Below are 14473 nucleotides of genomic sequence, written 5' to 3'. Positions count from 1 at the left end.
ATGAAAACTATTGAAGAGTTTTTGTCTTACCTCTGCACTTTAGATGTAAAGCTGTGGGTGGATGGTGTTAACGGAGTTCCGACCCAGGAGGCACGTCTGCGGTGTACTGCCCCCGAGGGAATACTGACACCGTCTCTGCGTGTTCAGTTGCAAGAGCGCAAAGCAGAAATCCTCGCGTTTCTGCAAAAGGCGAATCATAGCTCAAATTCCACTCTAGCTCAGATTCTGCCCGTTTCACGCTCTGGAAAGCTACCTCTGTCGTTTGCCCAACAACGTTTATGGTTTCTACAGCAGTTAGAACCCGAGAGTGGCTTTTACAACATTCATGTGCAAGTGCGCTTTGAAGGTCAGCTCAAAGTCGCTGCCCTTGAGTACAGTCTCAATCACATCATCAGCCGCCACGAAGTCCTACGCACCAACTTTGTAGCAGTAGATGGACAACCGATGCAAGTGATTGCCGACAGCGTGAAGATAACACTGGCACTCGTAGACTTGCAACACCTAGAGCCAATACAGCGAGAAAGCACCTGCCGACAATTGATCCTTAAAGAAGCAGCGCAACCGTTTGACCTGGCAACTGACCCATTAGTGCGGGCGAGTTTGTTCAAGCTGACAGAAACAGAACACGTCCTGCTGCTAATGATGCACCACATGGTTTCAGATTGGTGGTCAATGGGCGTATTGGTAAACGAGTTAGCAGCAATCTACAAAGCTGTGTATAATAGTGTACAAATTGCTTTGCCAGAATTACCGATTCAGTACGCTGACTTTGCTCATTGGCAGCAGCAGTGGTTGCAGGGGGAGGTGCTGAAAAAGCAGGTGGGATACTGGAAGGAACAACTCGCTCTTTCCCCAGCTTTGTTGGAACTGCCAACAGATCGACCGCGACCAGCGATTCAAACTTACGGGGGAGCAACTGAGAAATTCAAACTTTCCCAGGAGCTATGTGACGCGCTGGCTGCCTTGAGTCAGCGACAAGGAGTAACGCTGTTTATGACCCTGTTAGCAGCGTTTCAAACATTGCTGTATCGCTACACCAACCAGACTGACATCTGTGTGGGTACACCGATCGCTAACCGCAATCGCGCCGAAACAGAGGGGTTATTCGGGTTATTCCTCAACACTTTAGTGCTACGCAGCAATTTATCTGGCAATCCCAGTTTTCTTGATTTACTCTCACAAGTGCGGGAAGTTGCCCTTGGTGCTTATGCCCATCAAGACCTGCCGTTTGAGCAGTTAGTCGAGCAATTGCAGCCAGAGCGTTCTTTAAGCCACACACCGCTGTTCCAAGTGATGTTTGTGCTGCATAATACACCGATGGAAGTGTTGCAGCTTCCCAACTTAACGCTCTCTCCATTGGAACTTGAAAGCTCAACTGCCAAGTATGATTTGACCCTAACGTTAAAGAACACCGCCCAAGGATTCAGTGAGGACACAGCCGTTGGATTGAGCGGGTTTCTTGATTACAATACTGATTTGTTTGACGCCGCCACCATTGCGCGGATGGTACAACACTATCAAACTCTACTGGAAGCAGTTGTTGCCAATCCCCATCAAAAGGTATCAGAACTACCACTGCTGTGTGCTAATGAACGACATCAGATGCTGGTGGAGTGGAACAACACCTCAGCCGACTACCCCAAACAATTGTGTCTGCATCAGTTGTTTGAGCAACAGGTCGAGAAAACACCCCACGCTGTGGCAGCGGTGTTTGATTCGGAAGAACTAACCTACAGTCAGTTAAACGCCAAAGCCAACCAACTGGCACATCACCTAGTTGAATTGGGTGTGGGACCTGAAGTGTTGGTTGCCATTTGTGCAGAACGCTCAATACAGATGTTAGTGGGACTGCTGGCAATCCTGAAGGCGGGTGGTGCATATGTACCCCTCGACCCGATCTACCCACCGGAGCGATTGGCGTACATTTTAGAAGATTCGTGTGCGTCTGTGCTGCTCACACAACAACACCTAGTGGACAAACTGCCGGATGTACATGGGCGTGTTGTTTACTTAGACACAGATTTGCCTGTATCCCAAAGTTCATCCAACCCCAACAGCAATGTCTGTGCCGAGAATCTGGCTTATGCCATCTACACAAGTGGCTCCACCGGACGACCCAAAGGAGTACAAATTCGTCACCAGGCTGTGGTGAATTTCTTAAGCTCAATGTCCGCTCAACCGGGGATAGTATCATCAGATGTGCTGGTGGCAGTGACGACCATCACCTTTGACATTGCCGCGTTGGAGTTGTTCCTGCCGTTAAGCACAGGCGCACGCCTCGTCCTTACTCCCGATCTGATTGCCGATGGTGGTCAAAGCACTGCAGCCTTAGCGACATCAAGCGCCACAATCATGCAAGGCACACCTGCTACTTGGCGAACACTGATGCAAGTCGGCTTCGTTGGCAATCCACAATTGAAAATACTCTGTGGTGGTGAAGCTCTCTCGCGGGAACTTGCAACTCAATTACTTGAGCGTGCACGAACCTTATGGAATATGTACGGTCCGACTGAGACCACCATTTGGTCCGCCGTATCTCAAGTGCAGGCAGGTTCAGAGGTGTCGATTGGTCAGGCGATCGCCAACACCCAATTTTACATCCTCGATACCAATTTACAACCAGTACCAGTGGGTGTGGCAGGTGAATTGCACATTGGTGGTGATGGCTTGGCGCGGGGTTACCTCAACCGCCCAGAGTTGACCGCAGAAAAATTCATTCCCAACCCGTTTGGCGATCCAGGCAGTCGCTTGTACAAAACTGGAGATTTAGTCCGCTATCTTAGTAATGGCAACATCGAGTATATCGGACGCATTGACCACCAGGTGAAGGTGCGTGGCTTCCGCATTGAATTGCCCGAAATTGAGGCATTACTCAGCCAACACCCAACTGTGCAACAAGCCGTTGTCATTGCCAAAGAGATTGCAGGCGACAAGCGCTTAGTTGCCTACTTGGTACCCCAGACTGAGGCAACACCAGCGATGAGTGAGTTGCGCTCGTTCCTCAAACAGCAACTGCCTGAGTACATGGTGCCATCTTATTTTGTGGTGCTTGATCGGCTACCACTCACACCCAATGGCAAAGTTGACCGCAAAGCACTACCAGATCCGGAGCAAACTCGACTAGAGACCGAAGCATACGTTGCACCCCGAAACGAGATCGAGCGACTTTTGACTATTGTTTGGCAAGAGGTGCTGAATCTGGAGAAGGTGGGTGTCAACGACAATTTCTTTGAACTCGGCGGTCATTCACTTCTCGTCATCCAAGTTCATAGCAAGTTGAATAATAATAAGTTACTTGGAATCAACCGAGATATCTCAGTAGTTGACTTGTTTAAATATCCAACTATAAGTACTTTGGCACAATATCTCGGACAAGAACAGGATGTGGCAGCACCTGCTAGGCAGAAAATTAATGACCGTGCCAGCAAGCGCATAGAAGCTCTTAAACGACAACCACTTATTAAACAAAAGAAGAAAACCAATGGATAACTGGGAAACACACGATGGTTTGGATGCGATCGCCATCATCGGCATGGCGGGTCGTTTTCCAGGAGCGAAGAATATTAATGAGTTTTGGCAGAATCTGCGCGACGGTGTTGAGTCCATTTCATTTTTCACTGATGAGGAATTAGAGGCTTCAGGCATAGATCCAGCATTACTGAATCACCAAAACTACGTCAAAGCAAATGGTTGGTTGGAAGACGTAGAGATGTTTGACCCGTCATTCTTCGGGTTTACACCTAAAGAAGCTGAAATTATGGACCCCCAACACCGCCTGTTTTTGGAGTGTGCTTGGGAGGTTCTGGAAAATGCTGGTTATGACTCTGAAGCATACGATGGTCAGATTGGTGTTTATGCTGGTGCTGGTCTGAATGCCTACTTACTCTATAACCTAATCTCAAACCGCGACCAAATCGAATCAGTAGGCACCTATCAAACTTTTATTAGCAATGATAAAGATTTTGTACCTACGCGAGTTTCTTACAAGCTCAACCTAAAAGGACCGAGTCTTAATGTTAGCACTGCCTGCTCTACATCATTAGTGGCTGTGCAAATGGGATGCCAGAGCTTGCTGAATTACCAGTGTGATATGGTAATAGCTGGTGGCGTTTCCATCGGCATAACACAAAAAACAGGTTATTTGTATCAAGAAGGCATGATTCTTTCTCCCGATGGACACTGCCGAGCTTTTGATGCCCAATCTCGCGGAACTATTGGTGGCAACGGTGTAGGAACCGTCCTTCTGAAGCGTCTATCGGATGCCATTGCTGATGGAGACTACATCCATGCAGTAATAAAAGGTTCAGCTATTAACAACGACGGTTCGTTAAAAGTTGGTTACACTGCTCCTAGTGTGGAAGGTCAAGCAGCAGTGATTGCAGAGGCTCAAGCCATAGCTGGCATTGATGTCGAAACAATCACTTATATAGAAGCACACGGAACCGGAACAGTTCTGGGAGACCCGATTGAAATCGCCGCGCTAACACAAGCTTTTCGTGGCACAACCGACAAAAAGGGCTTTTGTGCGATCGGTGCAGTGAAAACAAATATTGGACATTTAGATACAGCTGCTGGTGTAGCGGGTCTAATCAAAACAGTCCTAGCGCTTAAACACAAGTTGTTGCCACCGAGCCTACATTTTGAAAAGCCCAATCCCAAGATTGATTTTGCTAATAGTCCCTTTTATGTCAACACAACTCTAAGCGAATGGAAAACCGACGGAACTAAACGCCGAGCTGGGGTCAGTTCTTTTGGCATTGGGGGTACTAATGCCCATGTCATCCTAGAAGAAGCGCCTACTATTGAGTCTTCTGGAAAATCTAGACCTTGGCAGTTGCTGGTTCTCTCAGCGAAAACTGACTCTGCACTTGATACTGCAACTGCAAATCTGGCGGAACACTTAAAGGAGCATCCTGAAATTAACCTCGCTGATGTTGCTTACACGCAAAGCATTGGTCGCCGTGCTTTCGAGCATCGACGGATCGTGGTTTGCCAAGATATTAACGAGGCGGCGAGCGTACTCAATCCCCTGGATCCAAAACAAGTTTTTACAAGCTTCATAGAACCCAAGGCGCGACCTGTGGTGTTTATGTTTTCAGGGCAGGGAGCGCAGTACGTTAATATGGCTCTAGAACTTTACCAGACAGAGCCGACATTTCGCGAGCAGGTGGATATTTGCTCAGAACTCCTCAAGCCCCACTTGGGACTAGATCTGCGCGATGTGCTGTTCCCAAGCGGAAAACTCACCGAAGTTGCTACACAGCAAATTACACAGACAGCGATCGCACAGCCAGCGCTCTTTGTGATTGAGTACGCCTTGGCTAAGTTATGGATGGAATGGGGAGTGCATCCTCAGGCGATGATTGGTCATAGCATCGGTGAATATGTTGCAGCGTGTTTGGCAAATGTTTTCTCCCTGGAAGATGCCCTAGCCTTAGTAAGTGCACGGGGACAGCTGATGCAACAACTGCCTTCAGGGGCAATGCTGTCGGTTCCCCTCCCAGAAAATAAGGTGCAAACTCTCCTGGGCAAGGAACTTTCCCTAGCTGCAGTCAACGGACCGAATTTTTGCGTAGTTTCCGGTATCACTGAGGCTGTAGAAGCATTAGAGAAGCACTTAGCACAACAAGGAGTGGAGTGCCGTCGTCTACATACCTCTCATGCCTTCCATTCAAAAATGATGGAACCGATACTTGAGACGTTCACTGATCGGGTCAAAAAAGTCACCTTAAACTCCCCAGAAATTGCATACGTCTCCAACGTTACGGGTACTTGGATTACTGCGGCAGAGGCAACAAATCCAGAGTATTGGGCTAACCATCTGCGTTCCGCAGTACGATTTGCTGATGGTGTGCAACAGTTCTTGAAGGAATCAGAGCAAATCCTGCTGGAGGTCGGTCCCGGACGGACATTAAGCACATTAGCCAGACAGCATCCAGATAAGGCAGCTCAGCAAGTTGTGCTTTCTTCGTTACGCCATCCGCAAGACCGCCAATCGGATGTTGCTTTCTTGCTCACGACATTAGGCAAACTCTGGCTTGCTGGCGTACAGGTGGATTGGTCGGGATTTTATGCTCACGAGCAGCGTCATCGCCTCCCGTTGCCAACTTATCCTTTTGAGCGCCAGCGTTACTGGATTGAACCGCGAACACAAGCAGATACTGTCAATACTGTCAAGACCAGTGTAGAGTCTTCAACATCTATACCAGACAAAAAGCCAAACATTGCTGACTGGTTTTACATTCCTTCCTGGAAACGCTCCCCCCTCAGCGCCCGTAAACGAGATGAGATGCCAGTTCAATCGAATACACTTGTGTTTATTGATGAGTGTGGCTTAGGTTCTCAACTGGTGAAAAAACTCGAACTTGAGGGACACAATGTCATTACGGTGAAGGTCGGGTCGGAGTTTATCAAGCTGAGGGACGATGTATATACCTTAAATCCCGGACAAGGTAATGACTACAATACCCTGCTCAATGAACTACGCACACTGGGCAAAACTCCACAAACAATTGTTCATCTATGGAATGTCACGCCAAACAGTGAAGCAGAATTAGGACTTGAATCGATTGACAAAGCTCAAGATTTAGGATTTAATAGTCTGCTGTTTCTAGCACAAGCCCTTGGGAAACAAACTATTAATGATAAGCTGCAAATCGCAGTTGTTTCCAACAATATGCAGGAAGTCACAGGCGTTGAGGTGCTGTGTCCGGAGAAAGCAACTCTACTTGGACCTGTTAAAGTCATAGCGCAAGAATACCCAAACATAGGCTGTTGCAGTATTGATGTTGTGATTCCTCCAAAAGGAAGTCGGCATGAGGAAGAACTCACAGAACAGCTGCTGGCGGAACTGACGACTCAATCTTCTGATCGGGTGATTGCTTACCGTGGTCTTCATCGTTGGGTACAAACTTTTGAACCAGTTCAGCTGGATAAGTCTAACGAAGCGACACCACGGTTAAGGAAAGGGGGAGTCTATCTGATTACGGGTGGAGTTGGAGGCATTGGACTTGTGCTAGCGGAATATTTGGCGAAAACTGCACAAGCCAAACTCATCCTGATCGGACGTTCAGCTTTGCCCCTAAAAGAGGAGTGGGAACAATGGCTTGCTAGTCATAAGCCTGAGGATAGCGTTAGCTTAAAAATCCGGAAAGTTCAAGAACTGGAAGAGCTAGGTGCTGAGGTTTTGGCGATCGCAGCAGATGTCAGCAATCAGCAACAAATGCAAGAAGCTATTGCTAAGGCAAAAGACCGATTTGGTGAGATTCATGGAGTGATCCATGCCGCAGGAGTTCCAGGAGGCGGCGTGATTCAAGGCAAAACGACCGATGGTGTAGAGAAAATCCTCGCACCCAAAGTGAAAGGCACACTAGTTCTCGATTCTATCTTTAAGGATACTCCGCTAGATTTCTTTATCCTTACATCATCAATTACTTCAATCATCGCAGGTGTGGGGCAGGTAGATTATGCTAGTGCAAATGCCTTTCTTGACGCCTTTACTCACTACAAAAATTCCAAACGTGGCACTTTCACCGTATGTACTAACTGGGATACTTGGCAAGAAGTGGGCATGGCAGTAAACGTAGTGCTACCACCCGAACTGCAAAAAATGCGTAATGAGATGCTTAAGCTAGCGATATTGCCCAGTGAGGGTGTAGATGCCTTTAGCCGCATTTTGGAAAGTAAATTGTCCCAAGTTGTGATATGTCCCAGAGATTTACACATTCGGGAAGCGTGGGAAAACGCTCCAAAAGATTTCTCGGAACCGCAATTCACAATCTCATCAAAAGCAACACATCCAAGACCTGAACTCAGTAATGCTTATGTTGCTCCTCGCAATGAACTGGAGGAAACTATTGCCAATATCTGGCAACAGTTACTTGGAATTGAGCAAGTGGGCATTTACGACAACTTCTTTGAATTAGGGGGACATTCCTTGCTAGCCACTCAACTCATTTCTAGGATGCGCGAAACCTTGCAAGTTGAGTTGCCCTTAAACAGCTTGTTTGAGGAGTCTAGTGTAGCAGGACTCGCGGAGCGCATTGAAACGATTCGTTCGATAGTACAACAAATACACGCTGCTCCCGATGATATGGCGAACAACCGAGAGGAGATAGAGTTATGAAAACTATCGAAGAATTTTTGTCTTATCTATCCAGTTTGGATATAAAGCTGTGGGTGGATGGCGTTAGCGGAGCGGCTCCGGAGGAGCTTCGCCTGCGGTGTAGCGCTCCTGAGGGAACACTGACACCGTCCCTGCGTACTCAATTGCAAGAGCGCAAAGCAGAAATCCTCGCGTTTCTGCAAAAGGTGAATCTTAGCTCAAGTTCCACTCAAGCTCCGATTCTCCCAGTTTCACGAGAAGAAAAGCTACCTCTGTCGTTTGCCCAACAACGCTTGTGGTTCTTACAGCAGTTAGAGGTTAATAGTGGCTTTTACAACATTGCGGCGGCTGTGCGTTTTGAAGGTCATCTCGACAACATCGCTGCCCTTGAGTACAGTCTCAATCACATCATCAGCCGCCATGAAGTTCTACGCACGAACTTTGTCGGAGTAGATGGGCAACCGATGCAAGTGATTGCCAGCAGCAAGACCATAACATTGGCAGTCGTTGACTTGCAATACTTAGAGCCAGCACAGCGAGAAAGCGCTTGCCGACAATTGAGAATTGAAGAAGTAGCGCAACCGTTTGACCTCGTAACTGACGCATTAGTGCGGGCGACTTTGTTCAAGCTTACAGAGACAGAACACGTCCTACTACTGGTGATGCACCACATGGTTTCAGATTGGTGGTCAATGGGCGTGCTGGTGAACGAGTTAGCAGCAGTCTACCAAGCTAAGTGCAATGATTTACCAATAGCGCTGAGCGAGTTACCGATTCAGTACGCTGACTTTGCTCATTGGCAGCAGCAATGGTTGCAACAAGAAGTGCTGACAAAACAGCTGGCATACTGGAAGGAACAACTCGCGGGTATTCCAGCTTTGTTGGAACTGCCCACCGACCGACCGCGACCAGCAATTCAAACTTACGGGGGGGCAATTGAGAAATTCTCACTCTCGAAAGAACTGAGCGAGGCGCTACCCGCCTTAAGCCAGAAACAAGGAGTGACGCTGTTCATGACGCTGTTGGCAGCATTCCAAACATTGCTGTATCGCTACAGTGGTCAGCCTGATATCTGCGTAGGCACACCGATCGCCAACCGTAATCGTGCCGAAACCGAAAAGTTAATCGGGTTATTCGCCAACACTTTAGTCCTACGTACCAATTTGTCTGGCAACCCCAGTTTTAGCGATTTACTGTCGCAAGTGCGGAAAGTAGCACTTGGTGCTTACGCTCATCAAGACGTGCCGTTTGAGCAGTTGGTCGAGCAATTGCAGCCAGAGCGTTCTTTAAGCTACACACCACTGTTCCAAGTGATGTTTACTCTGCAAGCGCCGCTATCAGAGTTGGAATTTCCCGGCTTAACGGGAAGTCTATTAGCAGCCGAAAGCTCCACAGCTAAGTTTGATTTAACTTTAGTTCTGGAGAACACAGGCGCTGGATTGATGGGGGTTATCGAATACAATACAGACTTGTTTGACAAAGCCACCATTGCGCGGATGGTAGGGCACTATCAAACTCTACTAGAAGCAGTTGTTGTCAATCCCCATCAGAAGGTATCAGAACTACCACTGCTAACTGCCACTGAACGACATCAGCTCTTACGGGAATGGAACTCGACCCAAGCAGACTACCCGAAACAATTGTGTCTGCATGAGTTGTTTGAGCAACAGGTGCAGAAGACGCCTGATGCTGTGGCAGTGGTGTTTGATTCTCAACAACTGACCTACAGTGAGTTAAACGCCAAAGCCAACCAACTGGCACATTACCTAGTTTCATTGGGTGTCGGACCAGAAGTGTTGGTCGCCATTTGTGCAGAACGCTCAATAGAGATGTTAGTGGGACTGCTAGCCATTCTCAAAGCGGGAGGTGCATATGTGCCCCTTGACCCGATCTACCCACCAGAGCGATTGGCGTACATCCTAGAAGACGCCTGTATCTGTGTGCTGCTCACACAACAGGCGCTCTTTGACAAACTGCCCGACGTACAAGGGCTTGTTGTCTACTTAGACTCAGATTGGCCTATATCCCAAAGTTCATCCAACCCCAACAGCAATGTCTGCGGTGAGAACTTGGCTTATGCCATTTACACCTCTGGCTCCACCGGACGACCTAAAGGAGTACAAATTCGCCACCGCGCCGTGGTGAATTTCTTAAGCGCAATGTCCGCTCAACCGGGAATGGTATCATCAGATGTGCTGGTGGCGGTGACAACGATCACCTTTGACATTGCCGCGTTGGAGTTGTTCCTACCATTGAGCACAGGCGCACGCCTCGTCCTTACCCCCGATCTGATTGCCGATGGTGGTCAAAGCACTGCAGCCTTAGCGACATCAAGCGCTACAGTCATGCAAGGCACACCAGCCACTTGGCGAGCGTTGATGCAAGCAGGCTTCCTTGGCAACCCGCAATTGAAAATACTCTGCGGTGGTGAAGCTCTCTCTCGCGAACTTGCAGCGCAACTGATTGAGCGTGCAGATAGCCTGTGGAATATGTACGGTCCGACTGAAACCACCATTTGGTCCGCCGTATCTCAAGTGCAAGCGGGTTCTGGCTCGGTGGCTATCGGAGGAGCGATCGCCAACACCCAATTTTACATCCTCGATACCAATAATCAACCAGTACCAGTGGGTGTGGCAGGTGAATTGCACATTGGTGGTGATGGCTTGGCGCGTGGCTATCTCAATCGAGCGGAGTTAACGGCAGAAAAATTCATTCCCAACCCCTTTAGCAGCCAGCCTGGTGAAAGGCTGTACAAAACTGGGGATTTAGTCCGCTACCTAACAGATGGCAACATCGAGTATCTCGGACGCATTGACTATCAAGTAAAGATGCGTGGCTTTCGCATAGAATTGGGCGAAATTGAGTCGCTGTTGAGTCAACACCCAACTGTGCAACAAGCCGTTGTCATTGCCAAAGAGATTGCAGGCGACAAGCGCTTGGTTGCCTACTTAGTACCCCAGAATGAGACAACACCAACGATAAGTGAGTTGCGCTCTTTCCTCAAACAGCAACTGCCCGAGTACATGGTGCCATCTTATTTTGTGCTACTTGATGGGCTACCACTTACACCCAATGGTAAAGTTGACCGCAAAGCACTACCAGACCCCTCCGGACAACCTGAAGCATCACACGACTTCGTTGCTCCCAGAACACCGATTGAAGAAATGCTAGCCAGCATTTGGGCTTCGCTGCTGCAAGTTGAGCGTGTGGGTATTCATGACAACTTTTTTGAATTAGGCGGGCATTCCTTACTGGCAACCCAACTGATGTCGCGCCTGCAAAAGACCTTCGCAGTGGAGTTACCATTGCGTAGCTTGTTTGAGTTACCGACTGTCGCTGCCTTAGCTGAGTCTATTGCCACAGCTGGGCAAACCGGACAATCTCAACAAACTCCCCCGATCGTCAGAGTACCACGGCAAGCTCAAATGCCAGTGTCGTTTGCTCAACAGCGCTTGTGGTTCCTACAGCAGTTCGAGTCCGAGAGCGGCTTTTACAACATTCCTGTGGCTGTGCGTTTTCAAGGTCAACTGAACATCACAGCGCTGGAGCAGAGCCTCAACCACATCATCAACCGCCACGAAGCCCTGCGAACCAACTTTATTCAGGTAGATGGGCAAGTGATGCAGGTGATTGCTAGCAGCATGACTCTCACACTGGCGGTAGCAGACTTGCAACAGCTAGATCCCACTGAGCGTGAAATCACTTGCCAGCAACTGGCAACAGCAGAAGCAGTGCGTCCGTTTGACCTAGCAGGCGATCTGTTAGTGCGGGCTAGTTTGTTCCAGCTTCAACCCACAGAACACGTCCTGCTACTGGTGATGCACCACATCGTTTCGGATGGGTGGTCCATGGGCGTGCTGGTGCGTGAGTTAGCAGAAGTTTACCAAGCTATCTGCAATGAGCTACCAATTGCGTTGCCTGAGTTGCCGATTCAGTATGCCGACTTTGCTCATTGGCAGCAGCAGTGGTTGCAGGAAGAGGTACTGGCACAGCAGGTAACATACTGGCAGCAACAACTTCAAGGCGCAACGGCTTTGTTGGAGCTGCCCACCGACCGACCACGACCTGCAATTCAAACTTACAAGGGGGCAACTGAAAGATTCTCACTCTCGGATGAATTGAGTGCGGCGATCGCTGCCTTGAGTCAGAAACAAGAAGTAACGCTGTTCATGACGCTTTTAGCAGCGTTCCAAACATTACTGTACCGCTACAGTGGACAGACTGATATCTGCGTGGGTACGCCGATAGCCAACCGGAATCGCAACGAAACCGAAGAGTTAATCGGTTTATTTGTCAACACCCTAGTGCTGCGTAGCAATTTGTCTGGCAATCCCAGTTTTAGCGATTTACTGTTGCAAGTGCGGGAAGTGGCGCTTGGTGCTTACGCTCATCAAGACCTACCCTTTGAGCAGTTAGTCGAGCAATTGCAGCCCGAGCGTTCTTTAAGCTATACACCACTGTTCCAAGTGATGTTTGTGCTGCAAAATGCGCCGATGCCTTCTTTGGAACTGGCTGATTTAACCTTGTCGCCCTTAGCAATTGAAAGCTCCACAGCTAAGTTTGATTTAACTCTGTTTCTGGAGAATACAAGCGCCGGATTGATGGGGGCGATCGAATACAACACTGACTTGTTTGATGCTGTCACTATCGCCCGGATGGTAAAACACTATCAAACTCTACTAGAAGCAGTCGTCGCCGCTCCACAGCAAAAGCTATCAGAACTACCACTGCTTGGCGCAAGTGAACTGCAGCAGTATTTGGTGGAATGGAACAACACGCAAGCCGACTACCCCAAACAGTTGTGTCTGCATTCGTTATTTGAGCAACAGGTGCTGTTGACACCGAATGCAGTGGCAGTAGTATTTGAAGAGCAACGCCTGAGCTACAGTGAATTAAACACACGCGCCAATCAACTAGCGCACTACTTACAGACATTAGGCGTGGGACCAGAAGTGTTAGTAGGTGTGTGTGTCGAGCGCTCAATAGAGATGCTTGTGGCTATCTTAGGCATACTCAAAGCGGGTGGGGCTTACGTGCCATTAGACCCAGCATACCCGAGTACACGTTTAGCATTCATGCTGTCCGATTCCCAGGCGTCGGTGCTCCTGACTCAAGCAAAGTTGGTGGACAACTTACCTGTGCACTCTTCACGTGTGGTGGTTTTGGACAGTGACTGGAACGAAATTGCTCAACACAGCCAGAACAATTGTGTCAGTGCGGTAACACCAGACAACTTAGCATACGTCATCTACACCAGTGGTTCTACAGGTAACCCCAAGGGAGTAGCGATTGAACATATTAGCCCAGTCACCTTAGTACATTGGGCACAAGAGGTGTTCACTCCACAACAGTGTGCTGGGGTTCTAGCTTCAACCTCAATCTGCTTTGACCTTTCAGTGTTCGAGTTGTTTGTACCTCTTAGTTGTGGTGGCAAGGTTATTTTAGCCCAAAATGCTTTGCATCTACCCACCTTGGCGGCATCTGGGGAAGTAACGTTAATCAATACCGTCCCGAGTGCGATCGCGGAATTACACAGAATTGACGGCATACCTCGTGGTGTGCAAACAGTCAACTTGGCTGGTGAAGCGCTGCAAAATCAACTTGTACAGAAGATATATGAACACGAAACCATTCAACAGGTGTTCAATCTCTACGGACCGTCGGAAGACACGACTTACTCGACATATGCCTTAGTCGAAAAAGGAGCAACTGGGGCACCCTCGATTGGTCGGGCTATAGCCAACACACAAGTGTATATACTGGATGCTCAGATGCAACCAGTACCAGTAGGTGTGGCGGGCGAGTTGTACATCTCTGGGGCGGGTTTAGCACGAGGCTACCTCAACCGTCCAGAATTGACAGCAGAAAAATTTGTTCCCAACCCGTTTGCGCCTGACAAATCGAGTCAACGCCTGTACAAAACTGGAGATTTAGTCCGCTACAAAGCGGATGGCAACATTGAGTACCTCGGTCGGATCGACCATCAGGTGAAGATCCGTGGTTTCCGCATTGAGCTAGGAGAAATTGAGGCGGTATTAACTCAACACCCAAACGTGCGACAAACTGCGGTCATCGCCACACAAGAGATGGTGGGCGCTACTAGATTGGTCGCATACTTAGTAGCAAATCAACAACCAGCACCACAGAGTAGCGAGTTACGCGCTTTTCTCAAACAAAAGCTGCCAGAATACATGATACCGAGTGCTTTCGTGGCACTTGATGCTCTACCACTGACACCCAACGGTAAACTCGACCGTAAAGCACTACCCAAACCATTTGAGCAAGGCGGCGAACTATCCCGCAGTTTTGTCGCCCCCAGAACGCCAACAGAAGAAATACTGGCAAACATTTGGGCATCGGTACTGGGAA

Annotated in this window: 3 protein-coding genes; all 3 read left to right on the top strand. The window is 48.7% G+C overall.

Annotated elements, in window-relative coordinates:
• Complete coding sequence (locus tag ACM0OZ_RS38810; protein WP_414588181.1) at positions 1-3489, top strand: amino acid adenylation domain-containing protein; 3489 nt, start codon at positions 1-3, stop codon at positions 3487-3489.
• Positions 3482-8125: an SDR family NAD(P)-dependent oxidoreductase gene (locus ACM0OZ_RS38805; RefSeq protein WP_414588180.1), complete on the top strand. Its 4644-nt coding sequence runs from the start codon at positions 3482-3484 to the stop codon at positions 8123-8125. The genes ACM0OZ_RS38810 and ACM0OZ_RS38805 overlap by 8 nt, the downstream gene beginning before the upstream one ends.
• Positions 8122-14473 (top strand): amino acid adenylation domain-containing protein (locus ACM0OZ_RS38800; protein ID WP_414588179.1); only part of this gene is annotated, 6352 nt, incomplete at its 3' end. The genes ACM0OZ_RS38805 and ACM0OZ_RS38800, both read left to right, overlap by 4 nt.

The organism is Scytonema sp. PCC 10023 (genome assembly GCF_963920835.1).
In the GTDB taxonomy this organism is placed as follows: Bacteria; Cyanobacteriota; Cyanobacteriia; order Cyanobacteriales; family Nostocaceae; genus Kalymmatonema.
The sequence above is the reverse complement of the archived record's forward strand: the minus strand, read 5'-3'. Positions and strand labels throughout refer to the sequence as shown.